Annotated in this window: 22 protein-coding genes and 1 pseudogene; 10 read left to right on the plus strand and 13 right to left on the minus strand. The window is 60.7% G+C overall.

Annotated features, from left to right (window positions below; all coding sequences use genetic code 11):
• Positions 1-124: 124 nt before the first annotated feature.
• Entirely contained in the window at positions 125-352 is a 228-nt protein-coding gene (locus ACOYQJ_RS12110; RefSeq protein ID WP_422906286.1) for a hypothetical protein, read from the minus strand.
• Between the two features lie 119 nt (positions 353-471).
• On the minus strand, positions 472-642 hold the full coding sequence (locus ACOYQJ_RS12115) for a DUF1328 domain-containing protein (protein ID WP_422906287.1): 171 nt from the start codon (positions 640-642) through the stop codon (positions 472-474).
• Positions 643-767: 125 nt separating this feature from the next.
• Here ACOYQJ_RS12115 and ACOYQJ_RS12120 point away from each other — a divergent pair, with 125 nt between their 5' ends.
• The gene (locus tag ACOYQJ_RS12120) at positions 768-1,079 is read left to right on the plus strand and encodes an ElaB/YgaM/YqjD family protein (RefSeq protein ID WP_422906288.1); all 312 of its coding nucleotides are present in this window, start codon (positions 768-770) and stop codon (positions 1,077-1,079) included.
• Between the two features lie 111 nt (positions 1,080-1,190).
• Here ACOYQJ_RS12120 and ACOYQJ_RS12125 read toward each other — a convergent pair whose 3' ends face one another.
• From ACOYQJ_RS12125 to ACOYQJ_RS12170, 10 genes are all read right to left on the minus strand, one after another.
• Positions 1,191-2,321 carry a Gfo/Idh/MocA family protein gene (locus tag ACOYQJ_RS12125; protein WP_422906289.1) on the minus strand — a complete coding sequence of 377 codons (1,131 nt, stop codon included), beginning with the start codon at positions 2,319-2,321 and terminating at the stop codon, positions 1,191-1,193.
• Positions 2,321-3,379, minus strand: a complete 1,059-nt coding sequence (locus ACOYQJ_RS12130; RefSeq protein ID WP_422906290.1) for a sugar phosphate isomerase/epimerase family protein — start codon at positions 3,377-3,379, stop codon at positions 2,321-2,323. Before ACOYQJ_RS12130 ends, ACOYQJ_RS12125 begins: the two co-directional genes overlap by 1 nt.
• A 16-nt stretch (positions 3,380-3,395) precedes the next feature.
• Positions 3,396-4,199 (minus strand): TolB family protein, encoded by an 804-nt coding sequence (locus tag ACOYQJ_RS12135; protein ID WP_422906480.1) that lies wholly within the window; start codon positions 4,197-4,199, stop codon positions 3,396-3,398.
• Between the two features lie 17 nt (positions 4,200-4,216).
• Positions 4,217-5,260 carry an L-glyceraldehyde 3-phosphate reductase gene (gene mgrA / locus ACOYQJ_RS12140; RefSeq protein WP_422906291.1) on the minus strand — a complete coding sequence of 348 codons (1,044 nt, stop codon included), beginning with the start codon at positions 5,258-5,260 and terminating at the stop codon, positions 4,217-4,219.
• Between the two features lie 12 nt (positions 5,261-5,272).
• On the minus strand, positions 5,273-6,403 hold the full coding sequence (locus tag ACOYQJ_RS12145; protein WP_422906292.1) for a Gfo/Idh/MocA family protein: 1,131 nt from the start codon (positions 6,401-6,403) through the stop codon (positions 5,273-5,275).
• Positions 6,404-6,406: 3 nt separating this feature from the next.
• The gene (locus tag ACOYQJ_RS12150; protein WP_422906293.1) at positions 6,407-7,150 is read right to left on the minus strand and encodes a sugar phosphate isomerase/epimerase family protein; all 744 of its coding nucleotides are present in this window, start codon (positions 7,148-7,150) and stop codon (positions 6,407-6,409) included.
• Between the two features lie 21 nt (positions 7,151-7,171).
• Entirely contained in the window at positions 7,172-8,257 is a 1,086-nt protein-coding gene (locus ACOYQJ_RS12155) for an ABC transporter ATP-binding protein (RefSeq protein WP_422906294.1), read from the minus strand.
• Between the two features lie 4 nt (positions 8,258-8,261).
• Positions 8,262-9,173 (minus strand): carbohydrate ABC transporter permease, encoded by a 912-nt coding sequence (locus ACOYQJ_RS12160; protein WP_422906481.1) that lies wholly within the window; start codon positions 9,171-9,173, stop codon positions 8,262-8,264.
• 22 nt (positions 9,174-9,195) lie between these two features.
• Positions 9,196-10,086, minus strand: a complete 891-nt coding sequence (locus ACOYQJ_RS12165) for a carbohydrate ABC transporter permease (RefSeq protein WP_422906295.1) — start codon at positions 10,084-10,086, stop codon at positions 9,196-9,198.
• Between the two features lie 76 nt (positions 10,087-10,162).
• The gene (locus ACOYQJ_RS12170; protein WP_422906296.1) at positions 10,163-11,398 is read right to left on the minus strand and encodes an ABC transporter substrate-binding protein; all 1,236 of its coding nucleotides are present in this window, start codon (positions 11,396-11,398) and stop codon (positions 10,163-10,165) included.
• A gap of 207 nt (positions 11,399-11,605) precedes the next feature.
• On the opposite strand from ACOYQJ_RS12170, the gene ACOYQJ_RS12175 reads away from it, so the two are divergent.
• The 4 genes and pseudogenes from ACOYQJ_RS12175 to ACOYQJ_RS12190 all read left to right on the plus strand — a co-directional run bounded on the left by ACOYQJ_RS12175 (position 11,606) and on the right by ACOYQJ_RS12190 (position 15,166).
• Positions 11,606-12,637: a LacI family DNA-binding transcriptional regulator gene (locus tag ACOYQJ_RS12175; RefSeq protein ID WP_422906297.1), complete on the plus strand. Its 1,032-nt coding sequence runs from the start codon at positions 11,606-11,608 to the stop codon at positions 12,635-12,637.
• Positions 12,638-12,702: 65 nt separating this feature from the next.
• Positions 12,703-13,377: pseudogene (locus ACOYQJ_RS12180) on the plus strand (aminotransferase class V-fold PLP-dependent enzyme); the annotation flags it as partial.
• A 155-nt stretch (positions 13,378-13,532) separates the two neighbouring features.
• On the plus strand, positions 13,533-14,204 hold the full coding sequence (locus ACOYQJ_RS12185; RefSeq protein ID WP_422906298.1) for a response regulator transcription factor: 672 nt from the start codon (positions 13,533-13,535) through the stop codon (positions 14,202-14,204).
• Positions 14,201-15,166: a sensor histidine kinase gene (locus ACOYQJ_RS12190; RefSeq protein WP_422906299.1), complete on the plus strand. Its 966-nt coding sequence runs from the start codon at positions 14,201-14,203 to the stop codon at positions 15,164-15,166. The genes ACOYQJ_RS12185 and ACOYQJ_RS12190 overlap by 4 nt, the downstream gene beginning before the upstream one ends.
• On the opposite strand, the gene ACOYQJ_RS12195 is transcribed toward ACOYQJ_RS12190, so the two are convergent.
• Positions 15,163-15,846: a DUF1028 domain-containing protein gene (locus tag ACOYQJ_RS12195; protein ID WP_422906300.1), complete on the minus strand. Its 684-nt coding sequence runs from the start codon at positions 15,844-15,846 to the stop codon at positions 15,163-15,165. The two genes, ACOYQJ_RS12190 and ACOYQJ_RS12195, sit on opposite strands and share 4 nt — an antisense overlap.
• Positions 15,847-15,951: 105 nt before the next feature.
• On the opposite strand from ACOYQJ_RS12195, the gene ACOYQJ_RS12200 reads away from it, so the two are divergent.
• The 5 genes from ACOYQJ_RS12200 to ACOYQJ_RS12220 all read left to right on the plus strand — a co-directional run bounded on the left by ACOYQJ_RS12200 (position 15,952) and on the right by ACOYQJ_RS12220 (position 22,174).
• Complete coding sequence (locus ACOYQJ_RS12200) at positions 15,952-17,529, plus strand: ABC transporter substrate-binding protein (protein ID WP_422906301.1); 1,578 nt, start codon at positions 15,952-15,954, stop codon at positions 17,527-17,529.
• A gap of 143 nt (positions 17,530-17,672) precedes the next feature.
• Complete coding sequence (locus tag ACOYQJ_RS12205) at positions 17,673-18,620, plus strand: ABC transporter permease (protein ID WP_422906302.1); 948 nt, start codon at positions 17,673-17,675, stop codon at positions 18,618-18,620.
• Positions 18,617-20,488, plus strand: a complete 1,872-nt coding sequence (locus ACOYQJ_RS12210; RefSeq protein WP_422906303.1) for a dipeptide/oligopeptide/nickel ABC transporter permease/ATP-binding protein — start codon at positions 18,617-18,619, stop codon at positions 20,486-20,488. Before ACOYQJ_RS12205 ends, ACOYQJ_RS12210 begins: the two co-directional genes overlap by 4 nt.
• On the plus strand, positions 20,485-21,441 hold the full coding sequence (locus tag ACOYQJ_RS12215; RefSeq protein ID WP_422906304.1) for an ABC transporter ATP-binding protein: 957 nt from the start codon (positions 20,485-20,487) through the stop codon (positions 21,439-21,441). The genes ACOYQJ_RS12210 and ACOYQJ_RS12215 overlap by 4 nt, the downstream gene beginning before the upstream one ends.
• Positions 21,410-22,174, plus strand: coding sequence for a FadR/GntR family transcriptional regulator (locus tag ACOYQJ_RS12220; RefSeq protein ID WP_422906305.1), 765 nt, complete (start codon positions 21,410-21,412; stop codon positions 22,172-22,174). The genes ACOYQJ_RS12215 and ACOYQJ_RS12220 overlap by 32 nt, the downstream gene beginning before the upstream one ends.
• The last annotated feature ends 17 nt before the right edge of the window (positions 22,175-22,191 follow it).

The following is a 22,191-nucleotide window of genomic DNA, read 5'->3' on the forward strand; positions in this document are numbered from 1 at the left end:
TGACGAACTTGTCCCATAAGGTCTCCTTCCATTCCAACGAAAGGATCACACCATCAAACCGTGGGATCAAACACCTAATTCCATGATTTCACACTGATTGAATTTGGTAATTTTTCGTTGTATTTCAGTTGTTTGTGTGAAATTGTAAACTGGCGGAGGCCGCATTCAATTTCCCGCCCCCGGGGCACCGCAAAAACCCAATAAAAACAGTTGTTTGAGTTATTATCTCAACTTTGCGAAGCGTGCGAAGTAGCGCCTGGGTATCCGACAGCCCGTCAGAAATTGTATGCGTGTCGCGCACGCCTGTTGATACGTCATCAACGCTGAGAACGACATTCAGTGCGTCTTTCACAATAACTTCCTGAAAGGTTTTCGTCTTGAACAACCAACGCCGATGGCCCGATCGCGTTGAAATGCCAACAAAAAACGGGGCCGCATTGGCCCCGTTTCCAAACCATTCATGTTGTTCGTTTAAGGTGTGCGACCGCGCAGCGCGCGGGCCACCATGGCGACGACGAAGAGGATCAGGAACAGGAAGAACAGGACCTGCGCCACACCTGCAGAAGCCGATGCAATGCCCCCAAATCCAAAGACACCCGCGATGATCGCGACCACAAAGAAGATTACAGCCCAGTACAGCATTGTCTTATCCTTTCGGTTGATCTGAGTTCTGATGGCTTAACCGCCGGTAAGCCAAAAAGTTCCCGCGGAACCTTAGCGCCGCTCATCCGTTGGTAAGGTGAAGCACCTGAAAAAGGAGACATGACATGACAACCGTTCATCCAATGGACCCGGAAACTCAGATCACCGGCAACCTTGATGCAAAGTCGGTGGCGGACAAGGCCAAACACGTTGCGGAAACGGCGAAGGATTCTGTGTATGACGTGCGCGAGCGCGCAACCAGCGCCGCGCATAATGCACGGGACCGGGCCGAATATGAGTTCGAGCGCGGCAAGGAGCAAATCGGTGCTGCCCGTGATGAGGCCGAGCGCGCTGTAAAAAGCAACCCCGGTCTGGCAGTTGCCGGTGCCTTGGGCGTTGGCGTGCTGATTGGTATGGCGCTGACATCGCGGCGTTAAGGGCCGAGTGAAATCATGTGAAGGGCGGTGCTTATGCGCCGCCCTTTTTGCGTGCTCAGGCCGTGTTGCAGACCATTGCGCCGCAAGTTGTTTGACACGAGGGTACGTGTTTTACCCAAGCGGCGTCCAGACGCCATCCGCCTTTGAGGATGCGATACAGGCTGAAATAAAATGCATCCCCTCCAGGCCATCCGTTATATTCGGGGCGTGCAGCCCTTTGGGCAAGGCTTCGCCGCGGTCCGCGTGGCGGATCATTGCTGCGGCTTCGTTGTAGATCGTGGCAAATCCCTCAAGATAGCCCTCGGGATGGCCGGGTGGAATGCGGGTCACGCGGTTCCCTGCCTCGGTTGATCCAGCGCCGCCGCGGGTCAAAATCTGCTTGGGCTGCCCAAAGCGGGTGAAGGTCATGACGTTGGGATTTTCCTGCGCCCATTCGATGCCGCCCTGGGTTCCATGCACCCGCAGCCGCAGTGCGTTTTCATTACCCACCGCCACCTGAGAGGCCCAGAGCATTCCGCGTGCGCCGCCTGCAAAGCGCAGCATCACATGCACGTTGTCATCCACCTGCCGTCCCGGCACGAAGGCTTGCAAATCTGCCGCCAGCTTATCGGTTTTCAAGCCCGTCACGAATGATGCGAGATTGAAGGCATGTGTGCCAATGTCGCCCACGCAGCCCCCGGCCCCGGACCGCTGCGGATCGACGCGCCAATCGGCCTGTTTGCCAGTGGTCTCCTCGGCCAGCCAATCCTGAACGTACTCTACATGCACCACGCGCAATTCGCCCAAATCCCCGCGCGCCACCATCTCGCGCGCTTGGCGGACCAGCGGATAGCCGGTGTAATTGTGCGTCAGGATGAACAGCTTGCCGCTGTCGCGCTGCGCCTTGGCGATCTCCTCAGCTTGCTCGGGCGTGGCCGCCAGGGGTTTGTCGCAGATCACATGGATCCCGGCCCGCAGGAAGGCCACGGCTGGCCCTGCGTGCATGTGGTTTGGCGTGACGATAGCCACGGCGTCGATGCCATCACTCCGTGCTGCCTCGGCCTTGGCCATGTCTTCGTAATCGGTATAGGCCCGCTCTGGGGCGATCCCCAGATCCGAGGCCGATGCCTTGGCCCGCTCGGCATCGGAGGACAAAGCCCCGGCGATCAGTTCCCATTGCCCATCAATACGCGCGGCGATCCGGTGTACACCGCCAATAAAGGCCCCCTGTCCGCCGCCGACCATGCCAAGTTTCAGTTTCATTATGCGGTCCCCAGCATTTTGCGGATGGCGTCCATATCCGTCTCGCCCCCGGCGAAATCGTCAAACGCCCTGTCCGTCACTTCGATGATGTGCTGCTCGATGAACGGCGCGCCTTCGGCGGCGCCCTGCTCGGGTGATTTCAAGCAGCATTCCCATTCCAGCACGGCCCAACTGTCATAGCCATGCGTGGCAAGACGCGAGAAAATCGCGCCGAAATCCACCTGCCCGTCACCAAGGCTGCGGAAGCGGCCCGCACGGCCCAGCCAAGGCTGGTAGCCGGAATAGACCCCCTGACGGCCATCCGGGTTGAACTCGGCATCCTTGACGTGAAAGGCGCAGATGCGCTCGTGATAAATGTCGATGAATTGCAGGTAGTCCATGCATTGCAGCAGGAAATGGCTGGGGTCATAGTTGATCCGGCAGCGGGTGTGCCCCTTGCAAGCGTCAAGGAACATCTCCCAACTGGCGCCGTCGAACACATCCTCTCCCGGATGGATTTCAAAGCCGATATCGACCCCGTTTTCCTCGTAATGATCAAAAATCGGCATCCAACGCCGCGCCAGTTCGGCAAAAGCCTCTTCTACCAACCCAGCGGGGCGCTGCGGCCAAGGGTAGAGGAACGGAAAGGCGAGAGAGCCGGTAAAGCTGACCGTGGTGTCGAGGCCAAGGCGCCGCGAGGCGACCGCCGCCTTTTTCACCTGATCCACCGCCCATGCCTGCCTCGCCTTGGGGTTGCCATGCACCGCAGCCGGGGCGAAGGCGTCAAAGGCTGCATCATAGGCCGGGTTCACGGCGACAAGCTGGCCTTGCAGGTGGGTCGAAAGCTCGGTGATCTGCACACCTGCGTCGGCGCAGATGCCCTTGATCTCGTCGCAATAGGTGTCGCTGTCTGCGGCCTTGTCCAGATCGAACAGGCGCGCGTCGAAGGTTGGGATCTGCACGCCCTTATAGCCAAGGCCCGCCGCCCATTTCGTGATATTTTCCAGAGAGTTGAATGGCGCATCATCGCCCGCGAACTGGGCAAGGAACAGCGCGGGGCCTTTGATCATTCCGGGCATTTCGGTCTCCTACTCTTCAAGTGGTCTCGTGATAGCGGACATAGGCAAAACGGCGGCTGTCCTGGGCCCAGCAGGGCACGTTCAGCGTGCCCTGGCCGCCAAAAAGCGTGGTCAGGCCGCGCGACGGGCCGCCCTCGGCTGGCATAAGGCGCAGGTCGACTTGACGACCAAACGGGTGGCCTTTGGTGCCGGGGGGATAGGCCAGATAGAGGATGTGCCGCCCGTCCGGCGACGGATGCGGGAACCAGTCCACGGTGTCGCTATGGGTCATTGGTTGCGGGTCGCTGCCGTCAACGCGCATCCGCCAAAGCGCCATGCCGCCGCCGCGATCCGAATTGAACCAGATGTGCTGACCGTCGGGGGTGTAGTCGGGTCCGTCATAGTGGTGCGGGCTGGTGACCAGCACCTGTTCGTCGCCGCCATCCAAGGCACAGGTGGCGATGCCAAAATCGCCATTTCGCACACAGGTATAGCAAAGCCGCTTTCCGTCAGGCGACCAGCCATGCCACCAGCTAGGAACCTTGGGTGTGACGCGCTTGGGCGTCCCTCCCCCCACCGGAAGGGTGTATATACAGGATTTTCCCGTCTCGGTTTTGTCGCTGATCGCCAACACGCGGCCATCAGGCGAAATCCCGTGATCATTGTTCAACTGGTCAAGTCCAGTATCAACCGGAAGCAGTTCTGGCGCCTCCAGGGGCACGCGAAACAACCGCCCCTGCGCGTTGACAATCAGCGCGTTGCCATCGGGCGTCCAGTTGGGCGCCTCAACATGGCAGTCCGTGGCCAGCAGGGTTTGCACCTGCTGGCTTTCGACATCCATTATTTCCACAAAGGCTTTCACCGCGCCGGGCCTTCCCGCTCGGCAGAGGCGGCCCAGAGGTTCACATTGGCATCCAGCGCGTATTGATCGATCTCGGCCAGTTCCGCGTCGGAAAACTGCAGATTTTCCACGGCGCCTACACAGTCCAGAACCTGCGACGGCCGGGAGGCGCCGATCAGGGCAGTTGTCACCCTCTCGCCGCGCAACACCCATGCCAGCGCCATCTGCGCCAGCGTCTGCCCGCGCCGTTCAGCGATGGCATTCAACGCGCGGATGCGGCCCAGAACCTCGTCGCTCAGGAACCCTTCGGGCAGCGATTTCCCCTGTGCGGCGCGGCTGCCTTCCGGGATACCGCCTAGGTATTTCTTGGTCAGCATCCCCTGCGCCAACGGCGTAAAGGCGATCGAGCCGATGCCCAGATCGTCCAGCGCATCCAGCAAACCGTCGTCTTCGACCCAGCGGTTGATCATCGAATACGATGGTTGGTGAATCAGGCACGGCGTGCCCAGATCTTTCAGGATCGCCGCCGCTTCGCGGGTTCTTGCTGCATTATAGGATGAAATCCCCACATAAAGCGCCCGCCCCGAACGCACAATATGATCAAGCGCCATCATGGTTTCTTCCAAGGGCGTGTCAGGATCAAAGCGGTGGGAATAGAAGATATCGACGTAGTCCAGCCCCATACGTTTCAGCGACTGGTCGCACGAGGCGACCAGATACTTGCGGCTGCCCCATTCGCCGTATGGGCCGGGCCACATGCCATAGCCCGCCTTGGAGCTGATGATCAGCTCGTCCCGGTAGGGGGCAAAATCCGTGCGCAGGATTTCCCCAAAGGCCAGTTCCGCTGCACCCGGCTCTGGGCCATAGTTGTTGGCCAGATCGAAATGGGTGATGCCCGCGTCAAACGCCGCGTGGCAGATCTCGCGTTTGACCTGATGCGGGGTGTCATCGCCAAAGTTGTGCCAAAGGCCTAGCGAGATGACCGGCAGTTTCAGTCCCGAGCGCCCGCAGCGGCGATATTGCATCGTGTCGTATCGATTGTCTGAAGCCTGCCAAACCATCTGCTTGTTTCCTTATGCCAAGAGGGCCTGCGCGCCCTCGGGGCTGAGCGCCTGAGGCCGATCGCAAGTGGTTGTCATTGTGACCCAAGAGCGGTCTTCTCCGGCTTGAAGGATCGCGGTCATGACTTCAACCACATGTGTGGCCAGTTCCTGCGAGCAGCGGTGCGGGCGTCCCTCAAGAATGCCCTGTGCCATATCGGCAAGTCCTGCACAGCGATAATTTGCCCGTGGGTTCCCGCGCCCGTCTTCGATGTTGTTCACGGCAAGGGGATGACCGCGCCCCTCCAAGGCTTCGGCGCCGTCGGGTGTTGCCAACAGGATATCGCCGCCGAAAAAGTTCGGATCGGGAACATAGAGCGAGCCATCAAGCCCGTAAAGTTCCATGTTTTCATGGCGATGCGCCTTGACGTCCCAGCTTGCGCCCAGTGTCACGATGGCGCCGTTCTGAAATTCAAGCAGCGCGTGAATATTGGTCGGCGTGTCCACCGGGACCATCTCGCCATCGCGCGGGCCATTGGAAATGGTGCGTCGCTCTGATCCCTTGCCGGTCATTGCGGCCACGGCTTTGATCGGGCCGATCAACTGCACGAGGTTGGTGATGTAATAGGGCCCCAGATCAAGGATCGGTCCGCCACCGGGCTGAAAGAAGAAGTCCGGGTTCGGGTGCCAATGCTCCATGCCAAAGGACATGACGTGGCAGGTGCCGCCGATGACCTTGCCGATGGTGCCTTCGTCCAGAACTGCGCGCGCCAGTTGGTGCGCCCCGCCCATGAATGTGTCGGGGGCCGAGCCCACACGCAGGCCCTTTTCTGCCGCCAGTTTGCGCAAGGCCTCGCCCTCGTCCAGCGTCAAGACAAAGGGCTTTTCCGAATAGCTGTGTTTGCCCGCTTCCAGAATGTGCTTGGACACTTCGAAATGCGCAGCAGGCACGGTCAGGTTGACGATGATATCAATGTCGTCCGAGGCCAGCAAACCCTCCACGGTTTCCACCCGCAGGCCGAATTCCTCAGCCCGCGCCTTGGCAGCTGCTTCGCTGATATCCGCGCAGGCCCGCATCTCGATGCCTTTGAACAGTGGCGCGAGTTTCATGTACGCAGCCGAGATGTTGCCGCAGCCGATCACGCCTACTCCCAATGTGCTCATGTCTCAGTATCCCTTGAAAGCTTCGATGGACCGTTTGGCGAAACGCTCAATGTCCGAGGGTTTGTCATGTTCCATAACGAACAGATCGACGCCCGCAGCGCGCAGGGCTTGCATGATGCCGGCCCAATCCATCGTGCCTTGGCCGACATCGGCCCAGCCATCCTCGTCCAGACATTCGCCCGCTCGGGCAATATCCTTGATATGCGCCGTGGTAATGCGCCCCCTGTACTTCTCGATCCATTCCAGCGGGTCGCCGCCGCCACGTACAACCCAGGCCACGTCCATTTCCCAGTCGATCGAGGGGGCCTCGGTCAGCAAGATGTCCATCGCGGGGCTGTCGCCCATGAACTCCCAGTGATGGTTGTGCCACCCGAAGGCAAAGCCAGCATCCTTGACCTTTTTCGCGGCGGTTTCCAGCCGCGCAGCGATGGCTTTCCATGCAGCAAGATCGGGCGTATCGGTCCGCAGATCATCTTCCGGCGCGGGGCAGAAGACACGGTTCATGCCCAATGTCCGAGCCGTGTCCAGTGACTGTTCCAGCCCGTCCTCGAAGGAACCCACCGGGAAGAAATGCCCCGAAGGCATGCTAAGCCCATTGGCATCGAGCAGAGCTTTGAAGGCGGCCGGGTCTTCGTAGCTTCCGCCGAACCCCTCGACCTGCGTATAGCCCAGATCAGCCAGCAGTTTCAGCGTATCCGCCCAAGAGCCACCGTTGCGCGCGGAGTAAAGTTGAAAAGATGCATCCATAGTCATTGTCCTATTATGCCGTTACAGGCGTGCTTCACTTGTTTTGTCGAAAAGATGGGCGCGCGACGGGCTGAACCCGATCGGCAAAGCCTGACCGCGGCGGATGGTGGCCTGCCCATCCAACCGCACCCACATGGCCTGATTTCCAACCGTCACCCGCGCTAAAGTGTCGGACCCCAAAGGCTCGACCAGCTCGACGGTGCTGTCCAGACGCACGGGCATTGTCTCAGCCTCGGCGCCGCTGACGATATGCTCGGGGCGAATGCCGAACAGGGCGGGTGCCATGCTCACATCGCCCGCAAAGGCGTACCCTTCCAATGCGATGTTCCCGAGATCCGAAGCAAACTGTCCCTCGGTCACCGTGCCTTCTATGAAGTTCATCGAAGGTGAGCCAATGAACTGCGCCACGTACAAACAGGAGGGATGGTTGTAGATTTCATGCGGCGAGGCGAATTGCAGCACATGCCCGCCCCTCATGATCGCGATCCGGTCGGCAAGCGTCATCGCTTCGACCTGATCGTGGGTCACGTAGATCATCGTGTTACCAAGGGTCGCATGCAGCTGCTTGATCTCGACCCGCAGATCGGCGCGCAGCTTTGCGTCGAGGTTGGACAAAGGTTCGTCGAACAGGAACACATCGACATCCCGCACCAAGGCCCGGCCGATCGCCACCCGTTGACGCTGCCCCCCGGACAGGGCGCCGGGCTTGCGCTTTAGCAGCGGTTCGATCTGCAGGACCTTGGCCGCATGCGCGATCTTCTCTTTGATCTCGTGCTTCGGCAATCCGGCGTTCTTCAACCCGAAGGCCAGGTTCCCTTCAACCGTCATTTGCGGGTAGAGGGCATAGCTTTGAAACACCATGCCGATGCCACGCTTGCTGGGTTCTTCCCACGTCACGTTGCGCCCGCCGATGTGAATCTGACCGTCGGTCACATCCAGCAACCCGGCGATACAATTGAGCAAGGTGGACTTGCCACAGCCGGAGGAGCCGAGCAGAACGATGAACTCACCCTGCTCCACGTCGATATTGAGGTTCTTCAGAACCTCGACTGCGCCAAAGCTGAGCTTGAGGTTCTTGATCGAGATACTGGGTTCTGTGCGTGTCATGAGTTCAGCCTTTGACCGCGCCCGCAGCGATGCCGCGCACGAATAGTTTTCCAGAGACAAAGTAGATGACCAGCGGCACCAGCCCGGTCAGTAGCGTCGCCGCCATGTTGACATTGTATTCCTTGACCCCCTGAACCGAGTTGACGATGTTGTTCAGCTGTACCGTCATCGGGTAAAGGTCGGGCTTGGTATAGACCACGCCGAACAGGAAATCGTTCCAGATCCCAGTGACTTGCAGGATCATCGCGACAACGAAGATCGGCAGAGACATGGGCAGCATGATCTGGAAATAGATCTGCCAGAATCCCGCCCCGTCGACACGCGCCGCCTTGAACAATTCCTCGGGGAGCGAGGTAAAGTAGTTGCGGAACAGCAGCGTCAAGATCGGCATGCCAAAGATTGTATGCACTAGGATCAGCCCGCTCAGCGACCCGTAAAGCCCAATCTCGCGCAGCAGGATCACGATCGGGTACAGCATGACCTGATAGGGAATGAAGGCACCGAAAATCAGGATGGTAAAGAACAGGTCCGCGCCTTTGAACCGCCAGTTGGCCAGGGCATATCCATTGACGCTGGCAATCACGATCGAGGCGATCACCGACGGCACGGAAATCCGGACCGAATTCCAGAACCCGCGGCTTAGCCCGTCACAATTCAGCCCGGTGCAGGCCTCGGACCAGGCCTTGACCCAAGGCTCAAAGGTGATCTCCATCGGCGGGGAAAAGATATTGCCCATTCGGATTTCCGGCATCCCCTTGAGCGAGGTGACGACCATCACATAGAGCGGCAGCAGGTAGTACAGCGCCACCACGATCAATGTGCCGTAGATAAAGATATTGGCGCGGGTCAAGGCTTTGCGCGGGCGCGGTCCGGTCGGACCGCTCAGCGCATCCGCAGCGCGATCGGCGGCGATCACCGCGCCGGACAGGTTTGCAGGATCAGCCACGGTTCTTGCTCCCAAATTCGAGGTAAGCCCAAGGGATAATGACCACGGCCACGGCCAGCAGCATCATCGTCGACGCGGCAAAGCCCTGCCCAAGGTTCTGCCCGCCGAACATGTAGTCATAGACGTATTTCGCAGGCATCTCGGTGGAGATCCCCGGCCCTCCTCCGGTCTGCGCCACCACAAGGTCATAGACCTTGATGATGCCACTCGCGACCAGCACAAGCGTGGTGATGAACACCGGGCGCATCATTGGAATGACGATGAACAAATAGGTTTTCCATGCCGGAATGCCGTCAACCTTGGAGGCCTTCCAGATGTCCTGATCGATGCCGCGCAGCCCCGCAAGCATCAGCACCATCACCAGCCCCGAGCCCTGCCAGAGCCCGGCAATCATGATGCCGAAGATGGCGATGTCAGAATTATACAGCGGGTCAAATTCAAAACTGGTCCATCCAAGGCTTTGAACGATGTGTTGCACGCCGAAATCGGGGTTCAGGATCCACTGCCAAACCAGCCCGGTCACGATGAAGGACAGCGCGAACGGATAAAGGACAATGGTTCGAAACGTATTTTCGAACCGGATTTTCTGATCCATCAAAGCCGCCAGAAGGAAGCCAATGACAAAGCTGAGCACCAGCATGAACAACCCGTAAATGAACAGGTTTTCAATGGACATGACCCATCGGTTCGAACTCCAGAGCCGGTCGTATTGATCCAGTCCGACAAAGGACCATTTGGGCAGCAGTTTTGATTTGGTAAAGCTGTAAGCGACGGTCCAGAGGGTGCCTCCGGTGAAAACGACCAAGGCGGTCAGGATCATCGGGATGGCAGCGATCTTGGCTGTCTTGTTGCGAAACAGCTGGTTCGGGCGTGAAGCGGACATGGCGCCCCCGATCAAATGTTTGAAGGGTCAGGATGGGTGGGCCGACCCAAACGGGGCCGGCCCGATCAGCAAAAGATCAATCCGCGTCAGCGATGATCGCGGCAAAGCGCTCTTGCGCGGCTTCCGCGGTGATGCTGGCATCGGCAAAGAACTCGACAAAAAGTTCTTCGATTTGCGTGCGTGTATCCGAGGAAACCAGCTGGTTGAAATCAGGAATGGAGTCGCCGGAAGCAAGGATATCCAGACCCTTTTTCATGCAATCGTTGGCAGCAGCCAGGTCGACATCGCCCCGCACTGGAAGCGATCCCTTCTTGAGGTTGAAGGCCACCTGCGTTTCCGGGTCCAGAAGAACGGCTGCCAATTCACCCTGTGCAGCAGACATTTCCGGGTCGTCAAGGACCGGGAAATAGAAGGCATCGCCGCCCGCCTGAAGCGTCTTGTTCACGCCCAGACCGGGAAGGCAAGTATAGTCCTGACCTGCGACCTGACCGGCCACCTGGAATTCACCCTGTGCCCAGTCGCCCATGATCTGACCACCAGCCTGACCGGTGATCACCATGTTCGTCGCCTGGTTCCAGTCCTGAACGTTCGAGTCCGCCGACAGCTTGCGCGCATTGTCAGCCGCCTGGAAAATCCGCGCGACTTCGGGGCCAGCGGCAACCTCGGCGTTCTTGTCGCCATAGACCGAAAGATAAACATCCTTGGGCAGCAGCGAGATCATCATGACATTGAATGCGCCACTTTGCTGCCAGCCCTGCTGCCCCATGGCCATCGGGACTTTGCCCGCCTCGATCAGCGCAGGGGCGGCGGCAACGAATTCGTCCCAGTTGGTCGGCACCGCAACGCCCGCGTCTTCGTAAGCCTTGTGGCTCAGCCAGAGCCACTGCCAAGAGTGGATGTTCAGAGGGGCGCAATACACCTTGCCATCGACCGTGCAGGCGTCAAGCAACGAGGGCGGGTTGATGACTTCACGCCACTTGCCTGCCTCTGCGATATCGGTCAGGTCGCGCATCAGGCCCGCCTCGACCAGTTCCTCGGCCTGACGGCCATGGTTGAACTGGGTGGCCGCCATCGGATCGCCGCCGGTGATCCGCGAAATCATGATCGGGCGCGCGGTGTTGCCAGATCCGGCGATGGCGCCGTCAACCCACTTATGTTCAGTCTTGGCCTCAAACGCCTTGGCAAGTTCGGCCACGGCGGCAGCTTCGCCGCCCGAGGTCCACCAGTGCGTGACCTCAAGGTCAGCGGCCGAGACGGCCCCTGCGGTGCAAAGTGCGGTCGTTACCGCAAAAACAGTGCGAAGAGTCTTCATCTTCATCCTCCCTTGGGCCCTTCTCACAAAGACCCCGTTTATCTTGACGGTTTGAATTTCGTTCTTCAGAACCGCTGTTGTAATCGTTTACATCTGACGGCGCAATTGCCCCTGAAAACGATTACACATATGGTTTTCCGGGAAGCCCCGACTTGTCAAGGCCTGCCTTTCGATGAATACGTGAACCGCAAAAGGGACCGGGATCACATGGCACAGAAAACAGTCCGAATTCAGGATGTTGCCCGCGCGGCCGGAGTATCCACGGCAACGGTCAGCCGCGCACTGTCCAACCCCGACATCCTGTCCGAGACCACCCGCAAGGTTGTGCAGGAGGCGATTCGGGCAACCGGCTATCGCGTCAACCAAGCCGCGCGAAACCTGCGCAAACAGCGCGCGGGGGCCGTGCTTGTGCTTGTACCCAACCTTGGGAACCCGTTCTTTTCGCAAATTCTGGCAGGCATCAGCGCGCGGTTCTCGAACAGCGACTACTCGGTGCTGATCAAGGATACAGACGGACTTGCCGATCATGACGCCGGTCTTGTGGACTACTTTCTGGATGGCCGGGTGGACGGGATGATTTCGTTGGATGGGGGTTTGAGCCAGACCCAATTGAACACCTTCGAAACAAGCGGTGCCTCGGGCAAGATCGTCTTTGCCTGCGAATGGGTCCATGACTGCCCCCTGCCCTCCGTGCGCAGTGACAACGCAAAGGGGGCGCGGCTTGCCATCCAGCATCTGCACGAACTGGGCCACAGCAAGATCGCCCACATCACGGGCCCACAAGGCAACGTCCTGACCGCCACCCGGCGCGAAGGCGTGTTGCTGGAACGCGACCGGCTGGGCCTGCCCGCGCGGCCCGAATGGATCATCCGAGGCGATTTCTCGATGCAGTCCGGCCATGATGCAGCGGCGCGGATCCGAGCCATGAAGGATCGCCCCACCGCCGTCTTTTGCGCCTCGGACATGGTTGCCTTTGGCCTGATCGCGGGCCTGACCGAAGCTGGCATCCGCGTGCCGCATGACATCTCGGTCGTGGGTTTTGACGATATCGAGATGTCGCAATTCTACATCCCGGCGCTGACCACGATCCGGCAGGACCGTCGCCGTCTGGGGTGCCGCGCGGCGGATCTGTTGCTGGAACGGCTTGACCCGCTAACCGCAGAGCGCGCCGATAGCGCCATCGAACTGGTCGATGTCAAACTCATCAATCGGGCCAGTACCGCCACCCCTCTGGAATGACGCTGGACGCCCCCAGCCAGCAAGCCTAGGTTGCCGCGAATTCTAATGACCGAGGCAAAGACCATGGGCGCATGCATGACATGCAGGCACTGACCAAACTGGCCCACAGCGCGGGTGCGGTGCCCTAAGATTTGACGGCCTCGAACGCTGAGTTTGCGGTGGGCTGCACCTACAAATACCTCAATGGCGGTCCCGGCGCGCCGGCCTTCATCTATGCCCGCCCGGATCTGATCGAAGGGGTTGACCCGGTCCTTTCCGGTTGGCTGGGCCATGCCGCCCCCTTCGCGATGGAACCGGGGTACCGCCCCGCCATGTCGACCGAGCGCCTGCGCGTCGGCACGCCCGCGATCGTGCAATTCGCCATTCTGGACACGGCGCTGGACGCCTGGGACGGCGTTGACATGTCCGACCCGCGCGCTGCCTCCCTTCGTTTGTCCGAACTGTTCATCGCGCAGGTCGAGGCCCGTTGCCCGCAATTGACGCTGGCCTCACCGCGTGACCCGAGCCTGCGCGGCTCGCAGGTGTCCTTCGCGTTCGAGCACGGCTATCCGGCGATGCGCGCGCTGATCGACCGGGGCGTGATCGGCGATTTCCGAGCGCCCGACATCATACGCTTTGGCTTCACCCCGCTCTATTTGGACGACGACGACATTCTGCGCGCCGCCGACATCATCGCCGAGGTCATGACATCCGAGGCCTGGCGCGCGCCGGAATATCAGGTTCGTTCTGCAGTCACCTGAACTGCCCGAAAAAGCTGTCAAACGCGTTCTATCTGCGCGAGTTCTGCACGTCTGCTGCGCACCGCCTGCATTGCGCGGCTGACATGGTCTTTGCACAAAAGAACTTTCGGCGCCACGCCGGTTGGGCAATAACCAAAAGCATGAGGATGACAGGTTTGAAAATTCTTCTGGTCGATGACGACCCACGCCTGCGCGACCTTGTGCGTATCGCACTCGAGCGCGCCGAGTTTGCCGTGATCACCGGCAACGATGGGCAAAGCGCCCTGACCCATGCCGCGCGCGAAGCGCCTGATCTGATCGTTCTGGACATCGGCCTGCCGGAAATGGACGGCTTTGAGGTTTGCCGCCGCGTTCGGGCGGGCTCAGACGTACCCATCTTGTTTCTGACCGCCCGCGACGATGAGATTGACCGCATTCTGGGCCTTGAGATGGGCGCCGATGACTATGTTACCAAGCCATTCAGCCCGCGCGAATTGGTGGCGCGGGTGCGGGCCATCCTCAAGCGGACCAACGGCGCCGGACAGCGCAAGGATGTGGTCCACGGTGCCCTGCGGCTGGACCGCGCGGCGCATCGGGTCTGGGTCGGCGCGGCCGAGGTGACGCTGACCTCGACCGAGTTCACGCTGCTTGACCACCTGATCAGCTATCCGGCTCAGGTCCGCTCGCGCCGCCAATTGGTCGAGGCGCATTGGGGCGCCAACAGCGCCGTGTCAGACCGCACGCTCGACAGCCATCTGCGCAACCTGCGGCGCAAGCTGGCCGAGGCGGGGGCGCCCGACGCGATTGAAACCGTGCACGGCGTCGGCATGCGCCTGGGATCTGCATGAGGCGCGGCTGGCGACCGTCGCTGGGCCTTGTCCTTGGCGGCGGGTTGTTCGGCACACTGGTGATCTCGCTCGCCGGGTTGGTGGTGTTCCGCTATCTCGGTCCCGAGATTGGCTATCGCAAGGCAGCACTGCTGCTCGGCGCAGGCATCGCCGCCAGCACGGCCATTCTGGGCTGGCTGCTGGTGCGGCTTCTGCTGCGCCCGATCACTGCGCTTCAGACCTATGCCGCGCAGGTCCAAAGCGCCCCTCAGGACCCCGCCGATCCGCCGCCCCATTTCGGCACCAGGGAATTGCACGCCACGGCGCTGAGCGTGATGAACATGGCCGAAACCCTGCGCGACCGGGAAAGCAACATGCGCAGCTATTCCAACCACGTCACGCACGAAATCAAGACCCCCGTTGCCGCCATCCGCGCCGCCGTTGAACTGCTGGAGGATGGCACGGAGCTGAACCAAGAGGATCGCCAACTGGTGGCCCGGATCGGCGGCGCCGGTCGCCAGATCGAATCCCAGCTAGAGGCCCTGCGCCGCGCCGCCCGTGCCCGCGAACTGCGGTACATCGGCCAATGCACCTTGGCCCAGGCGCTGGACGGCATGGACCATCATGACCTCGACATTGCTCTGGATGGTGATGATTTGGAACTGCCGTTGTCGAAAGAAGGGGTGCAGATCGTCCTCGGCCATCTCTTGCACAACGCCAAGGCCCATGGCGCGACAAGCCTGCGGCTGTCTCAGACCAAATCGCCGGGCGGGGTGACATTGCGGGTGCAGGACAATGGTGCCGGTATCTCGAACGGCAACCTGCCGCATGTCTTCGAGCCGTTCTTCACCACCCGCCGCGACAGCGACGGTACCGGCATGGGGCTGGCTATCGCGCGGACCATCCTGAACGCACACCGGGCCGATATTGCCGCGATCCCCGCGGATCAGGGCGCCTTGTTTGAACTGCGCTTCGCGGGCTAATTCTTGAAGAAATCGGCGCTCAGAACCTGCTCTGGCGCGTTTTGCGTGGGCACCTGCTTGGCCCATTGCGCGTATAGTCCGTTGGTGGCCCTGTTGTGCAAATCGTCCAGCGCGCCAATTGGATCGCTTTCGTGATAGTCTACCCGCAAGGTCAGCGGCGCCTGCGCAGGATGCAGAACCAAGAGCGCGGCCGACATCAATCCGCGGCTGTCACTGCCCGCCGACTCGCCGGCGCGCAGGGCCGCGATCAGACGCTCGGCAATACCGCCCGTCGCGTCGGAATAGCCTTCGGCCACCGCATCTAAAACCGCCTCCGAGGCCAGAAGGTTGCCCGCCACGATCCCGCCCGCAATCAGCCGATGGCCCATGGCCGGGGTGTTGTCCTCTCCGGTAAAGGCGGCGCCTTCGCCCTGCTGGCCCAATGCCGAAAGCTGCCGCTGTGCGCGGCCACTGTCCGGTTGCGTGACGGCCATCACCGCTTCATCTGCGGGCAGACCCAAAGCCAACCGGTCGAGCACCTCCTCGCCCCAGAAAGTCGACGGCGCTGCACCCTGACTGGCCGAAAGCCCCGCCCCAAGCCGCCCGCGCAAGACCCAGCCTCCGACGCATAGGCTTCCGGTGGTGGCAGCACCGCCAAAGGCGCCGGTGAGCGGATCTCGGACAAGAATTGAGTAAGTCATGAGCACTCTTTTAGCAGGGATGCCCTGAATTATCATGAAAAATTGACCGGTGCAATTTATCATGATAATTTGGAGTCAAAATAAACCGACAGGGAGTCGCCCAAGATGAAACTTTTGACCATGACGCGCCGGACCTTGCTGGCCGCCGCCACATCGACGCTTGCCCTTGGCACGCTGACCGCGCCTGCGCTGGCCCAGACGCCCGAAGGCGTGCTGATCGTCGGCCAGATCGCCGAGCCGAAGTCACTCGATCCCGCCGCCGTCACCGCCGTGAATGATTTTCGCATTCTGGTGAACGTCTATGAGGGTCTGGTCCGCTACAAGCCCGGCACGCTGGAGGTTGAACCCCAGCTGGCCACATCATGGGAGATTTCCGAGGACGGGTCCGAGTACACCTTTACCCTACGCGATGACGTGACCTTTCACGATGGCACACCCTTCAACGCCGAGGCGGTCAAGTTCAACTTTGACCGGATGCTGAAAGAAGATCACCCCTACCACAACACCGGCCCCTTCCCGCTGGCCTTCTTCTTTGGCTCGGTTCAGGAAACCGAAGTGGTCGATGAATATACCGTCAAGTTCAAGCTGAACGGCCCCTATGCGCCCTTCCTGTCAAACCTTGCCTATCCGACCGGACTGATCGTCTCGCCCGCCGCGGTTGAAGCGAATGGCGCCGACTTTGGCCGCAACCCGTCCGGCACCGGGCCGTTCAAGTTTGCCGAATGGCGCTCGAACGAAGCGGTGGTGATCGAAAAGAACCCCGATTACTGGGGCGATGCTGCGGGCACCAACGCGGTTGTCTTTCGGCCAATTACCGATGCCAACACCCGCGTGGCAGAAATGCTGGCAGGCGGCATCGACATGATGGTCGAAGTGCCGCCCACCTCGCTTGGTCAGTTCGAAGGCGATGGCTTCAATGTGGTCGAACAGGCCGGACCGCACGTCTGGTTCCTGATCCTGAACGCCAAGGAAGGCCCCTTTGCGGACAAGAAAGTCCGACAGGCGGCGAACTACGCCATCAACAAAGAGGCGCTGGTGAACGATGTGCTGGAGGGAACCGCCGAGGTGGCCGCTGGCCCGACCCCGCCAGCCTTTGCATGGGCCTATAACGAGGCCCTGGATCCCTATCCCTATGACCCCGAAAAGGCCAAGGCGCTACTGGCCGAGGCCGGGGCCGAAGGGGCGGAGCTGACATTCTACGTGACCGAAGGCGGCTCGGGGATGCTGGATCCGGTGGCGATGGGCACAGCCATTCAGGCGGATCTGGCCGCTGTCGGCCTTAACGTGACCATCGAAACCTATGAGTGGAACACCTTCCTTGGTGAAGTAAACCCGGGGCTTGAGGGCAAGGCAGACATGGCCGAGATGGCATGGATGACCAACGACCCGGACACCCTGCCCTATTTGGCGCTGCGCACCGATGCATGGCCCGACGCGGGCGGTTTCAACTCGGGCTATTATTCCAACCCCGAGGTCGACAAGCTGCTGGAAGAGGCGCGGGTTGCCACAGATCAGGGCAAGCGCGCCGAACTTTACAAGCAGATGCAGGTGATCGTGCAGGACGATGCGCCTTGGGTCTTTGTCGCCAACTGGAAGCAGAATGCGGTCACCTCGGACCGGGTCGAGAACTTTTCGCTTGAGCCATCGTTTCTTTTGCAGCTTTCGAAGGTTGTAAAGAACTGAGGGATTTCGGGCACTGACGCGCCCGATCCGCTGGGGGGCGCTGCCCCCCAGACCCCCCGGGATATTTGCGGACCAGTGAATGCGAAGGGCGTTGCCTCTGACATTCCTTGTCTGCCCGGTTTTACAAAGCCAGAGGGCTGCTTATGGGCGCGTATATTCTGAAACGGCTGGTCTCGGCGATCCCTGTGCTTTTGGGGATCACGGTGATCGTCTTCCTGATTATGGCGATGATCCCCGGTGATCCTGCGACCGCAATCCTTGGCAGCTATGCGACGCCCGAAAATGTGGCCAAGATCAACCGCGATCTTGGGCTCGATAAGCCTTTGGTCGCGCGGTATTTCATCTGGTTGGGCAATATGCTGACCGGTGATTTCGGGCGCTCGTTCAGTTTGAACAGACCTGTGCTGGACGAGATCCTTGAGCGGTTCAGTGCGACCTTGGTTCTGGCGGGAACGAGTTTTGTTTTGTGTTCGGTACTGGGGGTTCTGGCGGGCGTGGTCTCGGCGGCACGGCAGTATGGGCTGGCCGACAAGGCGATCACCTTTACCGTTCTAATCGGGATTTCGGTGCCCTCGTTTTTCCTTGGGATGATGATGATCCTGCTGTTCGCCGTGAACCTGCGGTGGCTGCCTGTCTCGGGGATGTATGCGATTTATGGCGGTGGAGATCTGCCGGATTTGCTGCACCATCTGGTGATGCCCGCACTGGCGCTGGCCGCAGTCGCAACCGGAGTTGTGGCGCGGCTTTCACGTTCGGCTATGTTGGAGGTGCTGCGGCAGGATTTCATTCGTACCGCCCGTGCCAAAGGGGTGCCCGAGCGAAGGGTGCTGATGGGCCATGCCCTGCGCGCCGCGATGGTCAGCATCATTCCTGTGCTGGGCATTCAGGCCGGATTTGTGCTGTCCGGTGCGGTCTATATCGAGATCGTGTTTCAGTGGCCCGGCGTGGGCCGCATGTTGGTCGACGCGATACTCAAGCGCGACATCCTGCTGGTGCAGGGCGGCGTGGTCTTTGTCGCTGGCTGTTACGTGTTGTTCAACATCGCGGTGGACGTCGCCCAAAGCCTGCTGGACCCGAGGATCAAGACATGAGCGTTTTCCTCAAACTGCTGTTGCGCAACCGTCTGGCGGCCATGGGGGCGGCGGTGCTGACTGCGATCCTTTTTCTGGTCATCATCACGCCTCTGCTGCCTTTGGCCGACCCGGATGTGACCGACACCGGCAAACGCTTTGTTCCTCCGTTTAGCGAGGGCGCGCTGCTTGGCACGGATCATCTTGGCCGCGATCAACTGGCGCGGTTGCTTTATGGCACAAGGCTGAGCATTGCCATTGGCATCGCTGCCGCAGTCATAGCGGCCTCGATCGGCAGCGCCATCGGGATCATCGCGGGCTATTATGGCGGTCGCGTGGACAATCTGATCATGCGCCTTGTCGATATGTTGATGGCTTTTCCCTATATCCTGCTGGCTTTGGCCATTGTTGCGGCGCTTGGTCCCGGACTGATGAATGCTCTTATTGCTGTCGCAGCGGTCAACGTGCCGTTTTTTGCCCGCAATATCAGGGGCGTCACCGTCAGCCTTGCGGGACGCGAGTTTGTCGACGCCGCCCGGCTCGCGGGCATGGGGAACACGCGGATCATCCTGTCGGAGATCCTGCCCAACGTGCTGCCTGTCATCGTCATCGCCATGTCCACTACGGTCGGCTGGATGATCCTTGAGACGGCCGGGCTGTCCTTTCTTGGCCTCGGCAGCCAGCCTCCGCAGGCTGATCTTGGCTCCATGTTGGGCGAAGCGCGCGCTGCAATGATCCGGGCACCGCACACCAGTGTTGTGCCTGGCGTGATGATCTTTCTCATCGTGATGAGCGTGAACCTCTTGGGCGATGGCATCCGCGATGCACTGGACCCACGGCTGAAATCCGGCGCGCTCAGCCGCCCCTTGGCGACCACCATGGTCGATCGTCACGGCGCCGTGCCCGCCGCCGATCAAATGGGCCTGCTGAACATTCAGGAGCTTGAGACTCAATTTCATGTCGGAGCGCGCGTTTATCGTGCCGTTGGCGGGGTGTCGCTGCATGTCAGCCCGGGCGAATGTCTGGGCGTCATCGGCGAATCCGGCTCGGGCAAATCCGTGACCGCCCTGTCCGTGATGGGACTTGTCGCCTCTCCTCCCGGCGTCATCACGGGTGGGGCGGTCCGTTATGCTGGCGAAGACCTGTTGGCGGCCAATTACGAAAGCCTGCGCAAGAAACGCGGTCAGAATGTCGCCTACATCTTTCAGGACCCTCTGGCGACGCTGCACCCGCTGTACCGCGTCGGGGATCAATTGATCGAGGCGATTTCCTCGCACCACCGGATCAGCCGGACCGAGGGGCGCAAGCGGGCGCTTGAGTTGCTGATATCGGTGCGGATTCCGAATGCCGAAAGCCGCCTGAACGACTACCCGCACGAGATGTCGGGCGGCATGCGGCAGCGCGTCGGGATCGCAATGGCGCTGGCCAATGACCCGGACGTGATCATCGCGGACGAACCCACGACGGCGCTGGATGTGACCGTGCAGGCGCAAATCCTGTCCCTGCTGGACGATCTGCGCCGCGAACGCGGTCTGGCGATCATCTTTATCACCCATGACTTTGGCGTGGTGGCGCAGCTGTGTGACCGGGTGGCGGTGATGTATGCCGGGCGGATCGTCGAAGAAGGCCCGACCAGCGCGGTTCTGGAGGCCCCGGCCCATCCCTACACCAAGCGCCTGATCGCCTGTGTGCCGGAACTAGGGGGCGGGCGGCGCAGGCTGGCGGCGATCCCGGGCCTGCCTCCGGTGGTCGACAACCTGCCCAAGGGTTGCGCCTTTGCCCCGCGCTGCGAAAAGGCCGCTGACGCCTGCCGCAAGGGTGAGATTGCCCTTGCAGGCGCAGGGCAACGCGCCGTGCGCTGCATCGACCCCGAGGAGGTGCTGGCATGAAGGCGCTGAACGTACAGGATCTGTCCAAGACTTTCCCGATCAAGTCGGGGCTTTTCGGCAAGTCCCGGGATGGCGTGCGCGCCGTGCAACCCATGAGCTTTACCGTCGAGCAAGGTGAGACGCTTGGCATCGTCGGGGAATCCGGTTGCGGCAAGTCCACTCTGGCGCGGATGCTGGTCGGGCTTCTGGATCCAAGCACCGGGCAAATCGAGATCGCGGGCAAGGCTTTGGACAACGCCGATCCGGCGGTTTTTGGTCGGCTGATCCAATACGTCTTTCAGGACCCGATCAGCAGCCTGAACCCGCGCAAGACGATCCGCCAGATCATGGAAGCGCCGCTGCGCCTGCTGTATGGCATGGACCGGCCCCAGCGGCAGCAAAGGATCGAGGAGATCTTTGCCAGTGTGAACCTTCGCGAGGAGTTCCTGACGCGCTATCCGCATGAATTTTCCGGTGGACAGGCTCAGCGCATCGGCATTGCCCGCGCTCTTGCTGCGGCGCCGGAAATCATCGTTCTGGATGAACCGGTCTCGGCGCTGGACGTTTCGGTTCAGGCGCAGGTGCTGAACCTGCTGGCCGATCTCAAAAAGCAGTTCGGCCTGACGTATCTGTTCATCAGCCACGATCTGGCCGTAGTCGAGGCAGTCAGCGACCGCGTCATGGTGCTTTATTTCGGCTCAGTGGTTGAAATTGGCCGCGCCGAAAGGATATTCGCCTCTCCCAAGCACCCCTACACAAGGCTGCTGGCCGACAGCGCCCCAGTGGTGGGGCGCCCCCTGACCGCACCGGAACAAAAGGGCTCGGAATTGCCCGATCCGCTGAACCCACCTTCCGGCTGCGCCTTTGCCGGGCGCTGCCCCAAGGCGACAGATATCTGCCGCCAGAAAACCCCGGCCCTTGAAGAAATGGGAGACGACCAGTTTGCAGCCTGCCACCACCCGATCAAAACCTGAGCCGAAACTCAGCCGCCCTGCAAAGGTGGCCGAAGCCATCAAGGATTGGGTCGTGTCTCAAGGTCTGCGCGCGGGCGACCGTCTGCCCGGCGAAACCGAACTGATCACGCGTTTTGGCATGGCCAAAGGCACCATCCGCGAGGCCATGCGTATCCTCGAAGCGCAGGGGCTGATCAAGACCCGCACCGGCCCGGGCGGCGGCAGCTTTGTCCACGAGGTCAGCCGACAGCGCGCCAAAGCATTGCTGGGCAACTACTTTTACTTCAAGGATCTGACGATCAATGACATCTACCAGCTGCGCCTTGCCCTCGAACCGGAAATGGCTGCCTCGCTTGCCGGAACCCTCTCGCGAGAGGTCCTGACCCAGCTGGAAGACAACATCAGCGCCTATTCAACGCCCGCCCAAACACTGGACGAGGAGCGCGCCCAACATGTTGCCTCGTTGCGGTTTCATGCCCTACTGGCCGAACAGGTGGAAAACCCTCTGCTGGGTTTCGTGATCGACTTCATGGTCAATCTGCTGTCGGATCTGACCGTTTATCGAAAACTCTATTCCCCGCCAAACCAGGAACTCTGGTCACGCGGGCGCGACTATCAGGTGCGGCTGGTCATGGCGCTGCGCGAAGGCGATGCGGGCGCCGCAAGGGCGATCATGAAGGCCCATATGGAAACCGCGTGGAGCCTGATGCGCGGGCAAGAGGCCGAAATGGCCCGCCGCTTCATATCCGAGTAACTTCTGCGCGCGGCCCC

The sequence above is a fragment of the Pacificoceanicola algae genome, from assembly GCF_049341065.1.
Classification (GTDB): Bacteria; Pseudomonadota; Alphaproteobacteria; order Rhodobacterales; family Rhodobacteraceae; genus Pacificoceanicola.